This window comes from Streptomyces sp. NBC_00557 (assembly GCF_036345995.1).
Taxonomy (GTDB): Bacteria; Actinomycetota; Actinomycetes; order Streptomycetales; family Streptomycetaceae; genus Streptomyces.
Map to the genome: position 1 here is coordinate 7,657,732 of NZ_CP107796.1, position 20,523 is coordinate 7,678,254.

At 73.1% G+C, this 20,523-nt stretch carries 19 protein-coding genes; 10 read left to right on the forward strand and 9 right to left on the reverse strand.

The features are described from left to right. Positions 1–67 precede the first annotated feature (67 nt). Genes OG956_RS33980 through OG956_RS33995 form a run of 4 tightly spaced genes read left to right on the forward strand, consistent with a single transcriptional unit; the run spans position 68 to position 3,234 of the window. Entirely contained in the window at positions 68–694 is a 627-nt protein-coding gene (locus tag OG956_RS33980) for a cytochrome c oxidase subunit II (protein ID WP_330341850.1), read from the forward strand. Then, positions 691–2,349, forward strand: a complete 1,659-nt coding sequence (locus OG956_RS33985) for a cytochrome c oxidase subunit I (RefSeq protein ID WP_330341851.1) — start codon at positions 691–693, stop codon at positions 2,347–2,349. The genes OG956_RS33980 and OG956_RS33985 overlap by 4 nt, the downstream gene beginning before the upstream one ends. Further along, on the forward strand, positions 2,346–2,705 hold the full coding sequence (locus tag OG956_RS33990; protein ID WP_330341852.1) for a hypothetical protein: 360 nt from the start codon (positions 2,346–2,348) through the stop codon (positions 2,703–2,705). The genes OG956_RS33985 and OG956_RS33990 overlap by 4 nt, the downstream gene beginning before the upstream one ends. Before the next feature lie 7 nt (positions 2,706–2,712). Then, on the forward strand, positions 2,713–3,234 hold the full coding sequence (locus OG956_RS33995) for a hypothetical protein (protein WP_330341853.1): 522 nt from the start codon (positions 2,713–2,715) through the stop codon (positions 3,232–3,234). A gap of 167 nt (positions 3,235–3,401) precedes the next feature. Here the strand turns inward: OG956_RS33995 and OG956_RS34000 are convergent, their stop codons facing one another. Further along, complete coding sequence (locus tag OG956_RS34000) at positions 3,402–4,913, reverse strand: MFS transporter (protein WP_330341854.1); 1,512 nt, start codon at positions 4,911–4,913, stop codon at positions 3,402–3,404. Between the two features lie 219 nt (positions 4,914–5,132). Between OG956_RS34000 and OG956_RS34005 the strand changes: the two genes are divergently transcribed. Then, positions 5,133–6,623, forward strand: coding sequence for an MFS transporter (locus OG956_RS34005; protein ID WP_330341855.1), 1,491 nt, complete (start codon positions 5,133–5,135; stop codon positions 6,621–6,623). A 30-nt stretch (positions 6,624–6,653) separates the two neighbouring features. Here OG956_RS34005 and nrfD read toward each other — a convergent pair whose 3' ends face one another. From nrfD to qcrB, 3 genes are read right to left on the reverse strand one after another with little or no spacing between them, the layout of a single operon-like run. Then, entirely contained in the window at positions 6,654–7,667 is a 1,014-nt protein-coding gene (gene nrfD / locus OG956_RS34010; protein ID WP_330341856.1) for an NrfD/PsrC family molybdoenzyme membrane anchor subunit, read from the reverse strand. Further along, positions 7,664–8,680 carry a 4Fe-4S dicluster domain-containing protein gene (locus OG956_RS34015; protein ID WP_330341857.1) on the reverse strand — a complete coding sequence of 339 codons (1,017 nt, stop codon included), beginning with the start codon at positions 8,678–8,680 and terminating at the stop codon, positions 7,664–7,666. Before OG956_RS34015 ends, nrfD begins: the two co-directional genes overlap by 4 nt. 16 nt (positions 8,681–8,696) lie before the next feature. Further along, positions 8,697–10,376: a cytochrome bc1 complex cytochrome b subunit gene (gene qcrB, locus OG956_RS34020; RefSeq protein ID WP_443065631.1), complete on the reverse strand. Its 1,680-nt coding sequence runs from the start codon at positions 10,374–10,376 to the stop codon at positions 8,697–8,699. A gap of 131 nt (positions 10,377–10,507) precedes the next feature. Here qcrB and OG956_RS34025 point away from each other — a divergent pair, with 131 nt between their 5' ends. Then, on the forward strand, positions 10,508–12,220 hold the full coding sequence (locus OG956_RS34025; protein ID WP_330341858.1) for a thiamine pyrophosphate-dependent enzyme: 1,713 nt from the start codon (positions 10,508–10,510) through the stop codon (positions 12,218–12,220). A gap of 79 nt (positions 12,221–12,299) precedes the next feature. Here the strand turns inward: OG956_RS34025 and OG956_RS34030 are convergent, their stop codons facing one another. Together OG956_RS34030 and OG956_RS34035 are read right to left on the reverse strand one after the other, a co-directional pair. Beyond that, positions 12,300–12,734 (reverse strand): ATP-binding protein, encoded by a 435-nt coding sequence (locus tag OG956_RS34030; protein WP_330341859.1) that lies wholly within the window; start codon positions 12,732–12,734, stop codon positions 12,300–12,302. A gap of 275 nt (positions 12,735–13,009) precedes the next feature. Beyond that, entirely contained in the window at positions 13,010–13,183 is a 174-nt protein-coding gene (locus OG956_RS34035) for a CsbD family protein (protein WP_330341860.1), read from the reverse strand. A gap of 160 nt (positions 13,184–13,343) precedes the next feature. On the opposite strand from OG956_RS34035, the gene OG956_RS34040 reads away from it, so the two are divergent. Both OG956_RS34040 and OG956_RS34045 read left to right on the forward strand, forming a co-directional pair. Then, complete coding sequence (locus OG956_RS34040) at positions 13,344–13,766, forward strand: MarR family winged helix-turn-helix transcriptional regulator (protein WP_330341861.1); 423 nt, start codon at positions 13,344–13,346, stop codon at positions 13,764–13,766. 134 nt (positions 13,767–13,900) lie between these two features. After that, positions 13,901–15,565 carry an MFS transporter gene (locus OG956_RS34045; protein ID WP_443065700.1) on the forward strand — a complete coding sequence of 555 codons (1,665 nt, stop codon included), beginning with the start codon at positions 13,901–13,903 and terminating at the stop codon, positions 15,563–15,565. Positions 15,566–15,728: 163 nt separating this feature from the next. Here OG956_RS34045 and OG956_RS34050 read toward each other — a convergent pair whose 3' ends face one another. From OG956_RS34050 to mgrA, 3 genes are all read right to left on the reverse strand, one after another. After that, complete coding sequence (locus OG956_RS34050; protein ID WP_330341862.1) at positions 15,729–16,352, reverse strand: DedA family protein; 624 nt, start codon at positions 16,350–16,352, stop codon at positions 15,729–15,731. 61 nt (positions 16,353–16,413) lie between these two features. Further along, positions 16,414–16,596: a hypothetical protein gene (locus tag OG956_RS34055; protein WP_330341863.1), complete on the reverse strand. Its 183-nt coding sequence runs from the start codon at positions 16,594–16,596 to the stop codon at positions 16,414–16,416. Between the two features lie 172 nt (positions 16,597–16,768). Then, entirely contained in the window at positions 16,769–17,812 is a 1,044-nt protein-coding gene (gene mgrA, locus OG956_RS34060) for an L-glyceraldehyde 3-phosphate reductase (RefSeq protein WP_330341864.1), read from the reverse strand. A gap of 222 nt (positions 17,813–18,034) precedes the next feature. Between mgrA and OG956_RS34065 the strand changes: the two genes are divergently transcribed. Both OG956_RS34065 and OG956_RS34070 read left to right on the forward strand, forming a co-directional pair. Next, positions 18,035–19,510: an MFS transporter gene (locus tag OG956_RS34065; protein ID WP_330343022.1), complete on the forward strand. Its 1,476-nt coding sequence runs from the start codon at positions 18,035–18,037 to the stop codon at positions 19,508–19,510. A 148-nt stretch (positions 19,511–19,658) separates the two neighbouring features. After that, positions 19,659–20,513 carry a chitosanase gene (locus OG956_RS34070; protein ID WP_330341865.1) on the forward strand — a complete coding sequence of 285 codons (855 nt, stop codon included), beginning with the start codon at positions 19,659–19,661 and terminating at the stop codon, positions 20,511–20,513. The last annotated feature ends 10 nt before the right edge of the window (positions 20,514–20,523 follow it).

Sequence of the window (20,523 nt, forward strand, 5' to 3'; positions counted from 1 at the left end):
GCAAGACGCCGGCGACGCTCGGCGGGCGGCCGGCCACGGTGCCCGGCGAGGTGAAGGCAGTGGCCCGGTGAGACAGCGTCAGATCTTCGGCAGCGTCTTCGCGCTGGAGGCGGTCGTCGCCGGCGGTGTGTTCCTGGTGATCCTCGGCGTGCTCGCCTGGGCGCTGGCCCGGCGCCGCTCCGAGGCCTCGGACCGGCCCGAACGGCCCCGGCTGGAGGCCTTCTACGTCGGCGCCCTCGCCGCCTTCGCGGTCTTCCTGGTGGCCTGGACCGCCTGGCAGAACCACCGCGAACACCACGCTGCCGACCCCGCACCGCTGCGCGTCGACGTCACCGGCTTCCAGTGGTGCTGGACCTTCGGCTATCCGCGGTCCCCGGCGCACCGCAGCGTCACCGGCACCTGCAAGGGCAAGGACATCCCCACGCTCGTCGTGCCGGCCGGCCGCACGGTGCAGCTGCGCCTCACCTCCCGCGACGTCATCCACTCCCTCTGGGTGCCGGACCTGCGGTACAAGATGGACGCCTTCCCGCACCACGTGAACACCTTCACCCTCACCCTGGACCGGGCGGGCCGCTGGCGCGGGCGGTGCGCGGAGTTCTGCGGACAGCGGCACGCCACCATGGACTTCTGGATCAAGGCGGTCCCGCCCCGGGAGTACGACCGCTGGGCGCACGGCGGGAGCGCTGCCGTATGACGGTCGCGCCACCCGCCGCCGAGCAGCGCGGCGACGCGGGCCGCCCGGTGCCGCCGGGCGGCTGGCTCGGCTGGGTCTCCACCACCGACCACAAGCGCATCGGCCTGCTGACCGCCGGCACCTCCCTGGTCCTCATGCTGGTCTACGGCGTCTTCGCCCTCTTCATGCGCAGCCAGCTCGCCCAGCCCGAAGAGAGCCTCCTGACCCCGCAGACGTACGACCAGCTGTTCACCATCCACGGCTCCGGCATGATCTACATGGTCATGACCCCGTTCGCCGTCGGCATGGGCGTCTACCTGGTGCCGCTGCAGATCGGTGCCCCCGGCATGGCGCTGCCCCGCCTGACCCTGCTCGGTTACTGGCTCTACGTGTTCGGCGCGCTCACCATGCTGGCCGGCTTCGCCACCCCCACCGGGGCGGCGGCCGACGGCTGGTTCTCCTATCCGCCGATGGCCGACAGCACGCACTCGCCGGGCGCCGGCACCGACCTGTGGATCGCGGGCGTCCTTCTCGCGGTCACCGGCACCATCCTGATGGGCTGGGCGGTGCTGTGGACCGTGCTGCGCCGCCGCACCCGCGGGATGACCATGCTCCGGCTGCCGGTCTTCTGCTGGTCGATGGTCGCCACCTGCCTGATGGTCATCGGCGCCTTCCCGGCGCTGCTCGCCGCGCTCGTCCTGCTCGCCGTGGGCCGGGCCGATCCCTCGGTCTTCGCCTCCAACGTGTGGAACATCGGCTACCAGCACATCTTCTGGTTCTACGGCCATCCCGTCGTGTACGTGATGTTCTTCCCGTATCTGGCCGCCGTCGCCGAGGTGCTGGCGGTGTTCTCCGGACGCCGCTTCTTCGGCTACAAGGGCACCGCGCTGTCGCTGCTGGTGTTCGCCGCGCTCTCGATGAGCGTGTGGGGCCACCACATGTTCGCCACCGGCCAGGCGGCGAACGACTACTACTCGCTGACCTCCATCGCCCTGCTCGTCCCGGCGGGGGTCGAGTACTTCGGCATGCTCGGCACGCTCCTCGGCGGCCGGCTGCGGCTGCGCACGCCGATGCTGTTCGCGCTCGCCTTCGTCCCGCAGTTCCTGATCGGCGGCCTCACCGGCATCATGGTCGGCACCCCGGTGATCGACTACCACGTCACCGACAGCTACTTCGTGGTGGCCCATCTGCACTACGTGCTCTTCGCGGGCAGCGCGTTCGGCCTCTTCGCCGCCGTGTACTTCTGGTTCCCGAAGGTCACCGGCGTCCTGCTCGACGAAGGCATGGGCCGCGCGCACTTCTGGCTGCTGGTGGTCGGCACCAACCTGACGTTCCTGCCGATGTTCGCCCTCGGCTACCTCGGCATGCCCCGCCGGGTCGCCACCTACGCGGCCTTCGACGGCTTCGGCCTGCTGAACCTGCTCGCGACCGTCGGCGCCGGCTTCCTCGCCGCCGGCATGACCGTGTTCGCCGTCAACGTGCTGTGGACCCTGCGCAGGCGCTCGCTGGGCCGGGCGGAACCGGCCGGTGACGACCCGTGGGAGGCGCACACCCTGGAGTGGGCGACCACCTCCCCGCCCCCGCGGCTGAACTTCCCGGCCGACCGACCGCTCCCGCCGGTCAGCAGCTTCGCCCCGCTGCTGGACCTGCGGCAGCGGGGGAGGAGCGGCACGTGAAACGGCACCTGTCCGCGGTGGTGGTGGCCGGCTGGGGCCTGCTGAACGGCGTCCTGCTCGCCGTCCTCGCGGTCTACGGCGAGAGCGCGCTGGTCTTCTGGCTGTGGGGCGGCGTCGTCCTCCTCCTCGAACTGGCCGCCGCTGCCGTGCTGTTGTCCTCCCGCACGGCCCCCGACGAGCATGTCCGCTACCGCGTGCCCGACCGGGGCGCGGGCGCCGTCCTGCCCGCGGCGGCCGGCCTGCTGCTGGTCGCCCTGTGCTTCGTCTACGGCCGCTGGCTGCTCGCCGTCGCCGTACCGCTGCTGGCCGTCTCCGCGGCCCTCGCGGTGCGCGGCACGACGGCCCGGGAGCGGTGAGGGCGCGATGGACCACTCCGCGCACATGTCCGTCCTCCCGATGGCCTTCTCCGCCGTCCTGGTCGCCGCCGTGATCCCCGGCGCCGTCCGCCTGCTGCGGCGCTCCCCGCTGTGGGAGCGGATCAGCCTCCCCGCGCCGGTGGCCCTGCCCCTGCTGGTGCTGGTCCACGCCTGGGCCGTGCTCGGCGCGGACGCCGGCCTGCGCGCGCCCGGCGGCGCCCTGGCCGAGGAGCCGGCCCTGCTCGCCGCCGCCGTCCTGTTCTGGATCCCGGTCCTGGCCCGCACCCGGCACCGCCTCGACGACCCGGGCCGCTGCCTGTACCTGTTCCTCGCCACGCCCCTGCTGGACCTGCCCGCCGTGGGCGTCGTCGCCACGGGCCGCTCCACGGAGGGCCTGACCATGATCGTCGGCATGCTCCCCGTCGGCATCGCCGCCGCGGCCCTGACCTGGTCCTGGGTGAACCGCGAGGAACGGGAGGCCCAGAGGCTCGGCGCCCCCGCACCCGGAGCGGGCCCGCTCACCCGCTGATCCGTGGCCACGCACCCGGCGCTCCGGCAACGGCACGCCTGCGCGCGCCGGCACACCGCGCTGCACCCGGCCCTCCAGGCGGAGGGGTGCAGCGCACCGCCGGGGCACCGCCCGCGGGCCGGCACCGCCGGCCCGCGCAGAGCGACCGGCCGGACCGCGCGGCCACCTCACGTCTGCCGGGAGTGCATGGGGTCGTTGGCGACCTCGTCCGGGCACCTCCCGTGCGGCCGGGGCCTGCGCCGGTCGCGCTGCCAGTCGAACGCCGCGAGCGCCAGGGAGGCCGCCATACCGACGAGGGCGGCGCCCAGCGCGGTCGCGAGGGCGCCGCGGTAGTCGCCGCCCTTGCCGAGGACCAGGTAGAAGATGCCGGGCAGGGCGGCGGTGCCGACCGCGGCGCCCAGCCGCTGCCCGGTCTGCAGGGCGCCGCCCGCCGCGCCCGCCATGCGCACCGGCACGTCCCGCAGCGTCATGGTGATGTTGGGGGAGACGACGGAGCCGCTGCCCACCCCCGCCAGGAACAGGACCGGAACGGCGGCCCAGGGCGCGACGCCGAGGGGCGCGAGGCGGAGCAGCAGCGCGGTGCCGCCCAGGCCCACGATCACGGCGGTCAGACCGCACACGGTGAGCAGGCGGCCGAGCCGGTCCACCAGCCGGCCGGCGACCACGGACGAGCCCGCCGAGCCCAGTGCGAACGGGGTCACGGCGAGCCCGGAGCGCAGCGGCGAGTAGCCGAGACCGTGCTGGTAGAACAGCGCGAAGACCAGCCACACGCCGCTGAACCCGACGAAGTACAGCGTGCCGACGCCGGCCCCGACGGCGTACCCGCGCACGGTGGTGAACAGGCGCGGGTCGAGCAGCGGCTGGACGTCCCGGGCGACGAGCCGGCGCTGCCACCACGCGAAGACACAGAGGATCGCCGCGCCGGCCGGGAACAGCCACCACACGCGTCCGATCCCCCCGGAGTCAGCCTGGACCAGCGGGTACATCAGCGCGAGGACACCGAGACCGAGCAGCAGGATCCCCGGCACGTCCAGGTGCCCGCGGCCGGAGCGCCGGGTGCGGGGCAGCAGGCGGCGGCCGAGGAGCACGGCCAGGACGCCGATGGGCACGTTGACGTAGAAGATCCACCGCCAGCCCGCGGGGCCCGAGGCCAGGGCGAGGATGGCGCCGCCGGTGATCGGCCCGGTGGCCGCCGACAGGCCGACCGTGGCGCCGAAGAAGCCGAAGGCGCGCCCGCGCTCGGCGCCGCGGAACATCTGCTGGATGAGCGCGGAGTTCTGCGGCGCCATGAAGCCCGCCGCGAGCCCCTGCGCCAGCCGGGCCACCACCAGGAGCGTGATGTCCGGGGCCGCTCCGCAGGCCGCGCTGAAGAGCACGAAACCGCTGAGGGCCAGCAGGAAGATCCGGCGCCGGTCGAGGGCGTCCCCGAGGCGCCCCGCGGTGACGAGGGCCAGGCCGAAGGTGAGGGCGTATCCGGACACCACCCACTGCACCTGCGCGGGCGAGGCGTGCAGATCGCGCTGGACCGTGGGCAGGGCCACCGCCACGATCGTCACGTCCAGCAGGCTCATGAAGCCGGCCACCAGGGTGACCCACAGCGCCCGCCACCGGTTCGGATCCGGCGCGTGCCCGGCCTCCGGGTCGTCCTGGTGCCGCCCGCCCGCAACCGACCCCGTCACCTGGGCTCCTCTCACCGGGTGCACACCCGGTTGGACGAGGTTCCCCGACCGGGGCAGGGGCACACACACGGCGCCGTTCCCAACGGCCCGGCCCGCCCCCGCAGCACACCGGGGACGCCGTCCCATAACGCTCGGTAGCCGGGTGGACGCCTCCGTTTGAGCCCGCGAGAACTGCGCAGGCGCAGGGGGGAGAACACGTACGGCGAAAGGAACGACCCCATGGCGGTGACGGGCGGCGAGTCGGTGGACCCGGCGGCGATGAGGCGGCACCGGGTGCTGTTCCGCGCGGTCGAGAAACGACGCCACCCCAAGCTGCGCCGCAGCGACATCACCGTGACCGACGAGGCCGTGGTCAAGCGCGCCACCAAGGCCGCCGCCCTCGGCAACGCGATGGAGTGGTACGACTTCGGCATCTACAGCTATCTGGCCGGCACGATCGGGAAGGTCTTCTTCCCCTCGGGCAGCGCCACCGCCCAGCTCCTCAGCTCCTTCGCGACGTTCGCGGTGGCCTTCCTGGTGCGCCCGCTCGGCGCCATGGTCTTCGGGCCGCTCGGCGACAAGATCGGCCGCAGGAGCGTCCTCGCCGTCACCATGATCATGATGGCGGCGGGGACCTTCGCCATCGGCCTCATCCCCTCGCACGACGCCATCGGCCTCGTGGCGCCCGGCCTGCTGATCTTCTTCCGGCTGGTGCAGGGCTTCTCCACCGGCGGGGAGTACGGCGGCGCGGCGACCTTCATCGCCGAGTACGCGCCGGACAAACGGCGCGGCTACTTCGGCAGCTTCCTGGAGTTCGGCACGCTCGGCGGGTACGTCGGCGCGTCCGGCCTGGTCGTCGTCCTCAGCGGCGTCCTCACCCAGGACCAGATGCTGCACTGGGGCTGGCGCATCCCCTTCCTGGTCGCGGCCCCGCTCGGCTTCATCGGCCTCTACCTGCGGCTGAAGCTGGACGAGACGCCCGCCTTCCTGAAACTGGAGGGCGGACGGGCCGGTGCGAGCGACGCCGCGGCGGTGGAGACCTCGGCCACCGCCGACCTCGGAAAGATCTTCACCCGCTACTGGCGGCCGCTGGTGCTGTGCCTCGCCCTCGTCGCGGCGTACAACGTCACCGACTACATGCTGCTGTCGTACATGCCGGCGTACCTGTCCGACGAGCTCGGCTACGGCACCAACCGCGGCCTGCTCATCCTGGTCCTGGTGATGGTCGTCCAGATGTGCGTGATCAACCAGGTCGGGCGGCTCTCGGACCGCTTCGGGCGACGGCCGCTGCTGATGACGGGGATGCTCGGCTTCCTCGTCCTGTCCGTGCCGTCGTACCTGCTCATCCGGCAGGGCGGCATCGCCCTGATCGCCCTCGGCCTGCTGCTGCTCGGGCTCTGCCTGGTGGCGCTGCTCGGCACGATGTCCGCGGCGCTTCCGGCGATCTTCCCCACCCACGTCCGCTACGGCTCCCTCGCGGTCGCCTACAACCTCTCCACCTCGCTCTTCGGCGGCACGACCCCCCTGGTGACCACCGCCCTGATCAGCGTCTTCCACACCACGCTCATGCCGGCCTACTACGCCACGCTCGCCGCGGCCGTCGGCGTCGTCGCGGTGCTGTGCATGAAGGAGACCGCCCAGAAGCCCCTGGCCGGCTCGCCGCCGTGCGTGGAGACGGACGAAGAGGCGGCCGAACTGGTCCAGGACCAGTCCCCGCGCCCCCGGTTCTGAGCACGTCGGGCACCGCCGGGAGCGCGGCCGTCAGCGCCCGCGCTCCAGCCGCTCCCGCTGCGGCACGACCGTGTACTTCGGGTCCTGAGCCGAGGCCACCCCGGCGTGGAAGACGCCGAAGCGCAGGGCCGCCGAGCCGGTGAGCAGCGCGGCCCCCGCAGCCAGCAACAGACGCCGGTCCCGCCCGCCGAACAGGGCCAGGGCCGCACCGCCCGCCGTCAGCGCCTCCGCCGCCCGCAGCAGCAGGTGCGGCCTGCCCTGCTCGAAGGGCTCGGCGGACAGGCCCATGCGCCGCTTCATCGCCCGGAACGCGCCCAGTTCCAGGGCCGCGCCGAGGACGGCCAGCCGGCGGGCCGGGCCGGCCTGGGCGGCCGGGGCGGCGGCCAGCGCCAGGCCGGAGGCCGCGGTCGCGGCGGAGCCCGCGAAGACGAAGGGCAGCTCGCGGTAGCCCTCGTGCCAGGACGGAACGGCCGTGTCCGCGAGCAGCACCGCCGTGTACGTCGCCACGGCCGGGCCGAGCACGGCGGAGGCCGCCGTGGCCGCCGAGCCCAGCAGCCGGTACCGGCCAGCCACCTCGGTGGCCGCGGCGGTCAGCGTCAGCGGCGCGTACCCGGCCAGCAGCCACGAGCCCACGCTCATGGGCGAGGTGGGCTTCAGCACGCGCAGCATGTTCAGGAACCGGGCCGGCCGGCCCAGGTCGTGGACGAGCGCGGCCAGCGACACGGAGATCGCCCCGGCCGCCCCCAGCTTCGCCGGCGCCGCCAGCCCCGGCCGGCCGCTCGCCTGCGCCCCCGCCGCGAGCAGCGAGGACGCCCCGGCCAGGCCGCCGAGATACAGGTATCCGGCGATGTCCAGCGGCTTCCACGTCGGCTTGTTCAGCACCGGCTTGCCGTAGTACGACGAGAACTCCGCCTCCGGCACCATCGGCTGCTCGCCGCGCCCGCGCCGTCCGCGGCGCCGCCGCCCGGCGTGCGCGCCCGTCGGCGCCTGCCTGCCGGGCCGTGCGCCCCGGACGCCGTCCCGGGTGACGTCGGACTCGCTCATCGCGGCCTCCTCGCGAAGCTGCCGAGGGCGAGGGCGGCGAGCGAGACGGCGGCCAGCGCCGCGTGCCGCCACATGTCCGGCAGGTCCCGGGTGGTCACCACCGGATCCGGGGGCAGGCCGTAGACCTCCGGCTCGTCCAGCAGCAGGAAGAACGCGCCGTCGCCGCCGACCCCGTCGTCCGGGCTCTCGCCGTACAGCCGGGCGTCGGTCACCCCGGCCGCGTGCAGCTGCGCCACCCGCTCCGCCGCCCGCTCCCGCAGCTCCTGAAGCGGGCCGAACTGGATGGAGTCGGTGGGGCAGGCCTTGGCGCAGGCGGGCTCCATGCCGGCGCCGAGCCGGTCGTAGCACAGGGTGCACTTCCACACCCGGCCGTCGCCCTCGCGCTGGTCGATGACGCCGTAGGGGCAGGCGGGCACGCAGTAGCCGCAGCCGTTGCAGATGTCCTCCTGGACGACGACCGTGCCGAACTCGGTGCGGAACAGCGCGCCCGTCGGGCACACGTCCAGGCAGGCGGCGTGCGTGCAGTGCTTGCACACGTCGGAGGCCATCAGCCAGCGCAGCTCGGTGCGGCCGTCCGGGGAGACGGGCGAGATCTCCCCGGCGGGGGCGCCCGCCGGGGCCCGCCCGGGCGGGGGAGAGGTGGCGCCCGGTCCGGGGGAGGAGGCGCCGGTGCCGAGCCGTGCGGCGGCGGCGAACACGTCGACGTCCTCGTGCCCCACCCCGGGCTCCTGGCCGCCGAACGGCTTGCGCTGCTCGATGAAGGCCACATGCCGCCAGGTGTCGGCGCCCAGACCCTGGGTGTTGTCGTACGACATGCCGGTGAAGACCAGACCGTCCTCCGGGATGGCGTTCCACTCCTTGCACGCCACCTCGCACGCCTTGCAGCCGATGCACACCGAGGTGTCCGTGAAGAACCCCATCCTCGGCGGGGCGTCCGGGTAACCGGAGGCCCCGGCCACGTCCGGCTGCGGGCCGTACAGCAGATGTCCGTGCACCTCGTCGCCGTCTCTCATCGCCGTACCTCTCTGCTCACGACTCGTCGCCCCCCTCGGGTACCTCGCCCGGCGCGGCCCGCACGAACTCCACCCGGCGTTTCTCCCAGGCGGTCGCCGGCATCTCCACGCTCTTGCCGAAGTACCAGCGGCTGAGGGCGTTGCGCAGCCGGTGCCGGTGGAACCAGCGCCAGGCCTCCGTGCCCTCCGCGCGCGGGCGGGGCGTGGCGCGCACGAGGATGCGGTAGGCCTCCTCGCGGGAGAGCAGGGTGTGGGCCTCCTCGTAGCCGCCGCCCGCCGTGCGCCGCACCTCCCCCGTCGCCCCGCCGTCCAGCAGCCGCTGCCGGTCGGCGGCCTGCAGACCGAGGCAGGCCCGCTTGGTGGCGTGGTACGTCACGAACGGCAGCACGAACAGGGCGGTGCGCAGGGAGCGGGTGATCAGCTCGGCCGGCAGGTCGAACTTGTAGGCCAGCACGTCCTGTCCCCCGGCCATCAGCAGCACCCCGTACGCCGCGACGGCCGCCGCACCCAGCGCGGTGCGCGTCGGCTGGTTGCGCGGCCGGTCGCACAGGTGCTGCTCGGGCAGCGGCCCGGTGAGCCAGCGCTCGAAGAACGGATAGGCGTACAGGATCAGGAACAGCACCGCGGGCAGCGCCACGCCCGGCAGGAACACGTCCCAGACGATCGTGTGCCCGGCGAAGTCCGTCTCCCAGGCCGGCATCAGCCTGAGTGCGCCCTCCAGATAGCCCACGTACCAGTCGGGCTGGGAGTCCAGCGACACGTGGTCCGCGCGGTAGGGCCCGAAGGCCCAGATCGGGTTGACCTGGAACAGGGCCGCCATCAGGGCGAGGACGCCCGTCAGGATGAAGAACAGGCCCGCGGACTTCGTCGCGTACTGGGGGACCAGCGGTTTGCCGATCACGTTCCGGTTGGTGTGGCCGGGCTTCGCCCACTGGGTGTGCTTGTGCACCACGACGAACGTCAGATGCGCCCCGACGAGCGCCAGCAGCAGACCCGGCACCAGCAGGATGTGGGTCACGTACAGCCGCGGGATGATCTCGTGCCCCGGGTACTGGCCGCCGAAGACGAAGAACGACAGATAGCTGCCCACGACCGGGATCGACAGCACGATGCCCTGGGCGGTGCGCAGGCCGGTGCCCGAGAGCAGGTCGTCCGGGAGCGAGTACCCGCAGAAGCCCTCCAGCAGGGAGAACATGAACAGCGTCACGCCGACGGTCCAGTTGACCTCCCGCGGCCGCCGGAACGCCCCGGTGAGGAAGATCCGCAGCAGGTGCACGCCGATCGCCGCGACGAACACCAGCGCCGCCCAGTGGTGCATCTGCCGTATCAGCAGTCCGCCGCGCACGTCGAAGCTGATGTGCAGCACCGACGCGTACGCCTCGGACGTCATCGTGCCGCGCAGCGGCAGGTACGAGCCGGTGTACGGCCGTTCCGTCATGTCCGGGTGGAAGAAGAACGTCAGCCACACCCCGGTGAGCACCAGCACCAGCAGGCTGTACAGCGCCAGCTCGCCCAGCAGGAACGACCAGTGGTCCGGGAACGCCTTGCGCAGGAACTCCTTGCCGGCCGAGGCGACGGGCAGCCGCCGGTCCAGCGCGGACACCAGGCGCTCACCGCGCCTCTCGCCCCCCTCCGACGGCCGTTCCTCGGACACCGCCACCGCGCTCTCGCCTTCCGTCCGTGCCGGATCCCTCACTCAGGGTGCTCTCCCTCGAGCCTGGCACGGGTCCCCCGGCTCCGCCCGCCCGAAACGGCCGCCACTCGTTTGCCCGGACCGGTGCCGGGCTACCCGTGGGCGCGGACGTCTGCGGGCGGGAGGAGGCCGGCGTGGTGAACGTGTCGGAGGGTGTCGCGGCCCGGCTGCGGGCGTGGGGCGCCGAGCGGGTGTACGGCGTGCCGGGACCGGAGACCGATCCGCTGGCCGCCGCCCTGTGCGGCGGGCCCGACGCGCCGTGGTTCGTCCAGGCGCGCGGCGCGGAGTCCGCCGCCCTCATGGCGTGCGCCGACGCCAAGCTCACCGGCCGCCTCGGCTGCTGCCTCGCCCCGGCCGGCGCGGCGGCGCTCCGGCTGCTGGGCGGACTCTGGGACGCGGCGGCGGACCGGACCCCGGTGCTCGCCGTGGTCGGCGAGGAAGCGGCCGCCCGGCCGACGGGGGGCCGGATCGTGCGCCATCTGGCGGAGCTGTCGGTGTTCTGCGAGGAGGTCTCCGGGCCGGAGCTCATGGGCGACGCCCTGGACCGGGCCGCACGGGCCGCGCTCACCGACCGGGGCGTGGCGAGCCTCGCCGTCCCGCGCCGCGTCCTCGAGGCGACGGCGCCCGACGGGCCGGGCCGCGCGGTACCCGTCGGCGCGGCCCCGCCGGTGCGCATCCCGGACGAAGGGGACCTCCGGCGCGCCGCCGAGACGCTCGACGGCGCCGGGAGGCCGGCGGTGGTCGTGGGCAACGCCGGGCGCGCCGCCTCCGGTCAGGCCACGGGCGTGGCCTCCCTCCTCGGCGCCGGTGTCGCCACGACGGCGCTGGCCCGCGACGTCCTGCCCGACGACCTGCCGTACCTGACGGGCGTGGCCGGCCCCCTCGGCAGTGAGGCGGCTGCCGCACTGCTGCGGGAGTGCGGCACGCTGCTGCTCGTCGGCGCGGAGGACCTGGACCCCGCGCTGCTTCCCTCCGAGGACGCATGCCGGATCGTCAGCGTCGACCCCGGACCGGCCGACTGCCCCCTGGACCGGGCCCGTCCGGCCGTGCGGCTGACCGGCGACGTCGTCGCCGCCCTGGAAGCGCTCATCCCGCTGCTGCACCGCGCCGCCGACCGGACGTGGCGCTCCCGGGTCGAGGACGCGGTACGGACCTGGCGGGACGAGGGGCACACGCGGGCGAACCGCTATTTCGGTACGTCCGTCAACCCGCGCTCCGTCGTCGCCGAGCTGTCCGAGCGGCTGCCCGAACGGGCCGTCGTCGTCACCGACTCCGGGACCGCCCTGGACTGGTGGACCCGGCATCTGCGGCTCCGCAACGGCATGCGCTCCCTGCTGTCCGGCCGGCTCGGAATGCCGGGCGCCGCCGTCCCCTACGCCGTGGCCGCCCGGTTCGCCGCCCCCGACCGGCCGGTCGTCGCCCTCGTCGGCGACGGTGCGTTCCAGGCCGGCGGGCTGAACGAGCTGATCACCGTCCGCCGGCATCTGGACCGGCTGGCGGAGCTGCCCCCGCTGGTCTTCTGCGTGCTGAACAACGGCGATCTGAACCGGCTGACCTGGCGGCGCCGTTCGGCGGCCGGGGATCCGCTGATCCCGCTGTCGGCCGAGGTCCCCGCCATGCCGTACGCCGAGTGGGCGCGGCTCGCGGGCCTGCCGGCCGTGCGCTGCGACCGGCCCCGGCACGTCGCCTCCGTCTGGGCCGACGTGCTGCGCCGACCCGGCCCGGCGGTGGTGGAGTTCGTGGTGGACGGCGAGATCCCGCCGGACTGGGCCCGGGGCCGGGGATCCGGCCAGGCGGGGAGGACGGCGCGCAGGAAGACGCCCGGTTCCCTCCTGTCGTCGCGGTAGCGTTCCGGCGGAACGTCCCAGCGGCCGGCGGAGGCCCGGCCGGGCCCCGGACGTCCGGCAGTGCGGCCGGCGTGGGCCCTCACTCGGCGGTGAGCGGCACCGTGGCGGTGACCCGCTTGCCGTACGACAGCCGTGTCACCTCCAGGGCGTCGGACAGCATCGTGACGAGATGCAGGCCGTGGCCGCCGACCCGGCGCGGATCGGGAGGGCGCCGCAGCGGCGGGTCGGGGGAGGTGTCCGCCACCGCGATGCGCAGCACGGCGGCGTCGGGCGGCAGCTCCAGGCGCACGGCGCACGGCCCGGGGGCGTGCTTGGCCACGTTGGTGACGAGTTCGCTGACGACGAGCTGGGCGTCCTGCACCGAGCGCTTCCCCGGAGCAGGGCGCACCCGGGAGAGCAGGTCGGCGACGGCATCCCTGGCGTCGGCGATGCCGGCCGCGGCGGAGTCCCAGGTACGGCTGTAGCGCAGGGGCGCGGGCCGTGCCCGCGTCGTCGTGTGCGTCCCGGCCGTCATGTCCATATGGCGTCGCCCTTTTCCTCCGGCACCTGGTTCCGGTCCCTGTCCCTGCTGTCGTCCCTGCCCGCCCGATCGTCCCTCGTTGCCCGGATACCCGCTGATCCCCCGGGCAAGGGGACGTCCGCCGTGAATCCTCCGGTTGCACGGATCCCCCTGGTCACGGGCGGCATCCGGCCGGGCACACGGAACCGGCCCGGAGGCGGTCGGCACGCGACACACGCTGCTCCCCCCCGGACCGGTTCGTGTTCGGCGCAGCGCCTCGAAGGGCGCGATCAGTGCTTGAAGGTGTCCTTGGCCTTCTCCTTGGCCTGCCGGGCGTCTCCCTCCGCGCCCTTCATCCGGCCCTCGGCCTCCATCCGCTCGTTGCCGACGGCGCGGCCCACGGCCTCCTTGGCCTTCCCCTTGGCCTGCTCCGCCTTGGCCTTCGCCTTCTGGTTGCCAGCCATCGGGTCTCATCTCCCGTGTTCTCTGCGATTTCCGGTCCCCACTCGGCTTGCCGCTGGGACGCCCCCCAAACCGGAAATCCCGGACACATGGGCAAGCGGTGTCCCGGATTACTTACGCTTGGTTGAACAGTCCAGACTGATAAACTTATCGTTAGTAATCATGGACACGGTTGCACTCGCCGCCGCCCTGCGGCTGGCCATGGGCCGGATCGTGCGCCGACTGCGTCAGGCACACGCGGTCGGCGACGTGACGCTGTCCGGCGTCTCGGTGCTGGCCCGGCTCGCCCGCACCGGCCCGGACTCGCCCGGCGCGCTCGCCGAACTGGAACGGGTCCGGCCGCAGGCGATGGCCAGCACCCTCGCCGGACTCGAACAGCGCGGCCTGGTGCGCCGTACGCCCGACACGGCCGACGGCCGCCGGGCCATCGTCTCGATCACCGACGAGGGACGGACCATGCTGGAACAGCGTCGCTCGGAGTCCGTGGGCCGCCTCGCCCACGCCCTGGACGAGTTCACCGCGCAGGAGCGGCAGGCCCTGCAGGACGCACTGCCCCTGCTCGACCGGCTGGCGGACCGGCTGTGACCGGCGGCGCGCCCGCCGCGGGCATACGCGGACGCCTCCTCGCCCGTTCGGCGCGGCTGAGGGACACGCCGGCGGGTCCCCGCTACAAGTGGATCGCCCTGTCCAACACCACCCTCGGCGTCCTGATCGCCACGATGGACGCCTCCATCGTGATCATCTCGCTGCCCGCCATCTTCCGCGGCATCGGCCTCGACCCGCTCGCCGCCGGCAACATCGGCTATCTGCTGTGGATGATCCTCGGCTATCTGCTGGTCTCGGCCGTCCTGGTGGTCGTCCTCGGCCGGCTCGGCGACATGTTCGGCCGGGTTCGCATCTACAACCTGGGCTTCCTGGTCTTCGCCTGCGCCTCCGTGGCGCTCTCCCTGGACCCCTTCACGGCCGGGGCGGGCGCGCTGTGGCTCATCCTGTGGCGCATCGTGCAGGCCTTCGGCGGCTCCATGCTCACCGCCAACTCGGCCGCCATCCTCACCGACGCCTTCCCGGCCCGGCAGCGCGGCATGGCCCTCGGCGTCAACCAGATCACCGCGCTCGCCGGGCAGTTCCTCGGCCTGCTCGCCGGCGGCCTGCTGGCCGAGGTCGACTGGCGGGCGGTGTTCTGGGTGAGCGTCCCGGTCAGCGTCACCGGCACCGTCTGGTCGTACCTCAGCCTGCGCGAGACCTCGGCCGGCGGCCGCGGCCGCGTCGACTGGCTCGGCAACCTCACCTTCGCCGCAGGCGCCGGCATCCTGCTGGCCGGCATCACCTACGGCATCCAGCCCTACGGCGGCCACCCCACCGGCTGGACCAACCCCTGGGTGCTCACCGGCCTGATCGGCGGGGTGCTCCTGCTGGTGGCGTTCGTCCGCGTCGAGAGGCGCGTGGCCGAGCCGATGTTCCGGCTGTCGCTGTTCCGGGTGCGGGCGTTCGCCGCCGGCAACCTGGCCGCCCTGCTGACCGCGATCGCCCGCGGCGGACTGCAGTTCATGCTGATCATCTGGCTGCAGGGCATCTGGCTGCCGCTGCGCGGCTACGACTTCGAGGACACCCCGCTGTGGGCCGGCATCTTCATGCTGCCGCTCACCGTCGGCTTCCTGGTCGCCGGGCCGGTCTCCGGCTATCTGTCCGACCGGTTCGGCGCCCGCCTGTTCTCCACCGCAGGACTGCTCGTCGTCGCCGGGTCCTTCCTCGGCCTGCTGGCCCTGCCGGTCGACTTCGACTACGGCGTCTTCGCGACGCTGCTGCTGCTCAACGGCCTCGGCCAGGGCATGTTCTCCTCGCCGAACACCTCGTCCATCATGGGCAGCGTGCCGGCCCGCTACCGGGGCGTCGCCTCCGGCATGCGCTCCACCTTCCAGAACTCGGGTACGGCCCTGTCCATCGGCGTCTTCTTCTCGCTGATGGTCTCCGGCCTCGCCGGTTCCCTGCCCAAGACGCTCAGCAGCGGACTGCAGGCGCACGGCGTGCCCGCGGGGACCGCGCACGAGGTGGCCTCGCTGCCGCCGGTCAGCACCCTGTTCGCCACGTTCCTCGGCAACAACCCGATCGGCCATCTGCTCGGCGACGGCGGCACCCTGGACCATCTGACCGCCGCCCAGCGAGCCACCCTGACGGGCCACACCTTCTTCCCCGGGCTGGTCTCCGGGCCCTTCCACCACGGCCTGACCATCGTGTTCGGCGTCGCCGCGGGCATGGCCCTGGTGTCCGCGCTCGCCTCCGCCCTGCGCGGCGGCCACCAGCGCGCCGACGACGACACCCGGCAGACCGAGCCGGAGCGCACGCCGGAGAACCGGGCCACGGACGCCTCGCCCCGGCCGAGGTAGGTGCACACCCCGCGGCGCGCGGGACCGGACACGGCGAAGCTCCCCCGGCACTTCTCCGAACCGAGGGAGCCGCGGACCCGCGACCCCGGGGCGCGGCCATCTTCCAGTGTGCGCCGCCGGGACGAGCGCCGGCCACAGCCGTCGGCCGACTGCCGACGGGCGGTCAGCGCTCGCGGCGCCGGCGTACGACGTGCCGTACGGCGAAGGCCGCGATCAGCACCGCGGCGGCGACGAGGACATAGAGCTGGTAGCGGGCGACCTCGTCGTAGACGGTCGTGATGTGGCTGCCGACGAGATACGACAGGGTGGTCCACAGGCCCACCCAGAGAGCCGCGCCGAGGGCGTTGAAGGCGAGGAACCGGCGCCAGCGCATGCCCGTGGTGCCGGCGATGATGCCGTTGGCCTGGCGCAGACCCTCGATGAACCGGGCCACGGTCACGATCTTGCCGCCGTGCCGGCCGAAGAACTCCTCGGCGGCCTGGAACCGCTTGGGTGTCAGGAAGACATACCGCCCCCACCGGTGCACGAAGGCGCGCCCGCCGAGATGGCCGATCACATAGCCGATGTTGTCCCCGACCACGGCCGCCGCGAAGGCGATGACCGCCACGGCCACGATGTTCAGCCGCCCCGCGCCCGCGTACACGCCCGCGGCCAGCAGGATCGTCTCGCCGGGTGCGGGGACCCCGAAGTCCTCCACCAGGATCACGGCCCCCACGGCCCAGTAGCCGTAGTGGCCGAGCAGCGGCGCCAGATGCGCGAGCGGGCCCGGAAGCGGTGGGGCGGCCATGCCTCCACGGTAGCCTCGGCCGCGCGCACCGGCGGGGCGCGGTCGCCGGGCGGGGGAGCGGCTACGACTCGGAGCGGATCATGCCCTCGCCCTCGGCGGGGGCGCCCTGGCACATGTGGCAGAGCTCGTGGGTCCCGTCGCGGGTGACGATGGTGCCCCAGCCGAGACACACTTCGCAGTCGCGGGCGAGGCCGATGTCGGGGCGGGGAGGCAGGAAGGGGCTGCGGTGGGCTCCGTGCGCCATAGGGTGAGCGGCTCCTCGGAAGTCGCGTGAGAACGGTGAGCGTGCTGTCGTCCGCACTGACAACGCTGTCCGTATGACGTCCATTATGTCCTATTTATTCCTGCTGTCAGTGACGAATCTCACGAGCGCCCTTCCGCGCCCGCAGCCGCCCGCCCCGCCCACCGCATCCGGCTCAGCCCATCCGGCCCAGCCGGGCCTCCCGCCACAGGTCCACGCCGCCGTCGGTCGCGTAGGTGTCGATCTCGGCCAGTTCCTCCGCGTCGAACGCCGGGTTCTCCAGTGCGGCGACGTTCTGCTCCAGCTGCTCGGTCCGGGAGGCGCCGATGACGACGGACGTCACCCGCCCGTCGCGCAGCGCCCAGGCCAGCGCCAGCTGCGCCAGCGTCTGACCGCGCCGGGCCGCGATGTCGTTCAGGGCCCGCAGCCGCCGCAGCATGTCGTCCGTCAGCCACGAGGGGTCGAACGACGTGCCGCGCGCCGCCCGCGAGTCCTCGGGCACCCCGTGCAGATAGCGCCCGGTCAGCAGGCCCTGGGCCAGCGCCGTGAAGCCGATGACCCCGAAACCCTCCTCCTCGGCCGCCTCCAGCAGGCCGTCCGTCTCGATCCAGCGGTTGAGCATGCTGTACGACGGCTGGTGGATCAGCAGCGGGGTGCCCAGCTCCCGCAGGATCGCCGCGGCCTGCCGGGTGCGCTCCGCGTCGTACGAGGAGATGCCGACGTACAGCGCCTTGCCCTGGCGTACGGCGGTGTCGAGCGCCCCCATCGTCTCCTCCAGCGGCGTGGACGCGTCCAGCCGGTGCGAGTAGAAGATGTCCACGTAGTCCACGCCCATCCGGCGCAGCGACTGGTCCAGCGAGGCCAGCAGGTACTTCCGGGAGCCGCCGCCCTGCCCGTAGGGGCCGGGCCACATGTCCCAGCCCGCCTTGGTGGAGATCACCAGCTCGTCCCGGTACGGCGCGAGGTCCCGCTTCAGCAGCCGGCCGAAGTTCAGCTCGGCCGCGCCGTACGGCGGCCCGTAGTTGTTGGCCAGGTCGTGGTGGGTGATCCCGAGGTCGAAGGCGCGCAGCGCGATCTCGCGCTGGGTCTCGAAGGGGCGGTCGTCGCCGAAGTTGTGCCAGTAGCCCAGGGACAGGACGGGCAGGTCCAGCCCCGAGCGGCCGGTGCGCCGGTAGCGCATGGTGCCGTCGTAGCGTGCGGGGTCCGCGACATGGGTCATCGGGTCTTCTCCGGGTGGTGCCGTGGTGGTCGCCCCTCCGGTGCGCGGACGGGCCCGTCCACCCTGCGCCCGCGCGCACCGCAAGTCCAACCGCCGCACGCGATGGGATTGAGCGGTTCCGTTTCTGAATCGCCCGAGGGGGCAGGCGGTGACCGGTGGACCGACGGAAGGAGGCGTTTCGTGAGCGAGGCGAGGCTGGACGGGCGGGCGCCGGGGGCCGTGATGCGGCTGCCCCGCCAGGTCCGTGACGAGCTGATCCGCAGGGTCCGGGGCCGGCGGGCCTTCGGCAAGGACGACATCCAGGTCGTCGAGCCGCCGCTGCTGCGCCGCGCCGTGGGCGCCTCGGCGCTCGGGAACTGCATGGAGTGGTTCGACTTCGGCGTCTACAGCTATCTCGCCGCCACCCTCGGCAAGGTGTTCTTCCCCGGCGCCTCCCCGGCCGCCCAGGTCATCTCCTCCTTCGCGACCTTCGCCGCCGCCTTCGTCGTCCGGCCGCTCGGCGGCCTGGTGTTCGGGCCGCTCGGCGACCGCATCGGCCGGCAGAAGGTGCTCGCCACCACCATGATCCTGATGGCGGTGGGCACCTTCGCCATCGGCGTCATCCCCGGCTACGGCACGATCGGCATCGCCGCGCCGATGCTGCTCCTGCTGGCCCGCATGGTCCAGGGCTTCTCCACCGGTGGTGAGTACGGCGGCGCCACCACCTTCGTCGCCGAGTACTCGCCGGACCGCAGGCGGGGTTTCCTCTCCAGCTGGCTCGACTTCGGCACGTTCGTCGGCTACTCGCTCGGCTCGGCCGTGGTCACCGTGCTCAACCTCGCCCTGACGGACGCTCAGATGCTGTCCTGGGGCTGGCGGATCCCGTTCCTGGTCGCCGGGCCGCTCGGCGTGATCGGCCTCTACATGCGGCTCAAGCTGGAGGAGTCCCCGGCCTTCCAGAAGCAGCTGGACGAACACGAGAAGGCGCTGGCGCAGGAGTCGGCGCGCAGCGAGTTCAAGGACATCATCCGCGGCCACTGGCGGGAACTGCTCGTCTGCATGGGCCTGGTGCTGCTGTACAACGTCACCAACTACATGGTCACCGGCTATCTGCCGACCTATGCGACCGAGACCCTGCACCGCTCCAGCGGCACGGCGGACCTCCTGGTGCTGGTCGGCATGGTCTGGATCGTCGTGCTGATCACCTTCATCGGCCGGCTCAGCGACCGCGTCGGCAGGCGGCCCATATACGGTGTCTCCGCCGCCGCGATGATCGTGCTGGCCGTGCCCTCCTTCCTGCTCATCAAGGCGCAGGGCACCTGGCCGCCGTACCTCGGGGTGCTCGTGCTGTCCACCCTGCTGGCCTGCTTCGCCGCGCCGAGCGCGGCCACGCTGCCCGCCCTGTTCCCCACCGCCGTCCGGTACGCGGCCATGGGCATCGGCTTCAACGTCGCCGTCTCCGCCTTCGGCGGCACCACCCCGCTGGTCACGGCCGCGCTGGTCACCGCCACCCATGACGACCTGATGCCCGCGTACTACCTGATGCTCGCCGGTGCCATCGGCCTGCTGACGGTGAAGTTCCTCCCGGAGAGCGCCCAGGTGCCGCTCAAGGGCTCGCAGCCGATGGTCGGCTCGCGCGAGGAGCGCAGCGAACTCATCACCGTGTCACGGCAGTTGTCGACCCTGGCGGAGCACGGGGACGGCGCGCGCAGGCGCTGACGCGGCACCGCCGTCCCGTCGTCGTTCGATCCTACGAACTTCTCGCGCACCGGGTTACCGCGCTCCGCCACGTTTGATAGGAAACTTTCCTACCAGAGCTGGTGCGAGCCAACTCCCGCTGCCCACCCCCCACTTCCCCAGGAGTCCTGTGGTGAACGCCGACCGCGAGACAGCAGCCCCCGCCCACATCTCCCGCCGCAGCGTCGTCGCCCTGCTCGGCGCCGGCGTCGCCTCCGGCGCCCTGCTGGTGTCCCAGCGCGCCACCGCCGCCCCGGCCGCCGCACCGGCCGCCGCACCGGGCCTCGACGACCCGGCGAAGAAGGAGATCGCCATGGAACTGGTGTCGAGCGCGGAGAACTCCTCGCTCGACTGGAAGGCCCAGTACAAGTACATCGAGGACATCGGGGACGGCCGCGGCTACACCGCCGGCATCATCGGGTTCTGTTCCGGCACCGGCGACATGCTCGAGGTGGTCCAGCTCTACGCCGACCGCAAACCCGGCAACGGCCTCGCCAAGTACCTGCCCGCCCTGCGCAAGGTCAACGGCACCGACTCGCACGCGGGCCTGGACCCGAACTTCCCCAAGGACTGGCGCAAGGCCGCCCAGGACCCGGTGTTCCAGCAGTGCCAGAACGACGAACGCGACCGGGTCTACTTCGACCCCGCCGTCGCCCGGGGCAAGGCCGACGGACTGCGCGCCCTCGGCCAGTTCTGCTACTACGACGCCATCGTCATGCACGGCGACGGCGACGACCCCACCAGCTTCCGCAACATCCGGGCGCGCGCCCTGCGCAGCGCCCGGCCGCCGGCGCAGGGCGGCGACGAGAAGACGTACCTCAACGCCTTCCTCGACGCCCGGGTGTGGGCGATGAAGCAGGAGGAGGCGCACAGCGACACCAGCCGTGTCGACACCGAGCAGCGGGTCTTCCTGCGCAAGGGCAACCTCGACCTGAACACCCCGCTCGACTGGAAGGTGTACGGCGACAGTTACCACATCGGCTGACGCGCGGGCG

What these genes read in the sequence shown, in the direction of transcription:
- OG956_RS34055 (WP_330341863.1), bottom strand. Translation starts at nt 16,596, where the DNA reads ATGGCGCACGGAGCCCACCGCAGCCCCTTCCTGCCTCCCCGCCCCGAC.
- OG956_RS34040 (WP_330341861.1), top strand. Translation starts at nt 13,344, where the DNA reads ATGGACACGGTTGCACTCGCCGCCGCCCTGCGGCTGGCCATGGGCCGG.
- nrfD (WP_330341856.1), bottom strand. Translation starts at nt 7,667, where the DNA reads ATGAGCGAGTCCGACGTCACCCGGGACGGCGTCCGGGGCGCACGGCCC.
- OG956_RS34035 (WP_330341860.1), bottom strand. Translation starts at nt 13,183, where the DNA reads ATGGCTGGCAACCAGAAGGCGAAGGCCAAGGCGGAGCAGGCCAAGGGG.
- OG956_RS34005 (WP_330341855.1), top strand. Translation starts at nt 5,133, where the DNA reads ATGGCGGTGACGGGCGGCGAGTCGGTGGACCCGGCGGCGATGAGGCGG.
- OG956_RS34065 (WP_330343022.1), top strand. Translation starts at nt 18,035, where the DNA reads ATGCGGCTGCCCCGCCAGGTCCGTGACGAGCTGATCCGCAGGGTCCGG.
- OG956_RS34015 (WP_330341857.1), bottom strand. Translation starts at nt 8,680, where the DNA reads ATGAGAGACGGCGACGAGGTGCACGGACATCTGCTGTACGGCCCGCAG.
- OG956_RS33995 (WP_330341853.1), top strand. Translation starts at nt 2,713, where the DNA reads ATGGACCACTCCGCGCACATGTCCGTCCTCCCGATGGCCTTCTCCGCC.
- OG956_RS34045 (WP_443065700.1), top strand. Translation starts at nt 13,901, where the DNA reads ATGGACGCCTCCATCGTGATCATCTCGCTGCCCGCCATCTTCCGCGGC.
- mgrA (WP_330341864.1), bottom strand. Translation starts at nt 17,812, where the DNA reads ATGACCCATGTCGCGGACCCCGCACGCTACGACGGCACCATGCGCTAC.
- OG956_RS34030 (WP_330341859.1), bottom strand. Translation starts at nt 12,734, where the DNA reads ATGACGGCCGGGACGCACACGACGACGCGGGCACGGCCCGCGCCCCTG.
- OG956_RS34050 (WP_330341862.1), bottom strand. Translation starts at nt 16,352, where the DNA reads ATGGCCGCCCCACCGCTTCCGGGCCCGCTCGCGCATCTGGCGCCGCTG.
- OG956_RS33985 (WP_330341851.1), top strand. Translation starts at nt 691, where the DNA reads ATGACGGTCGCGCCACCCGCCGCCGAGCAGCGCGGCGACGCGGGCCGC.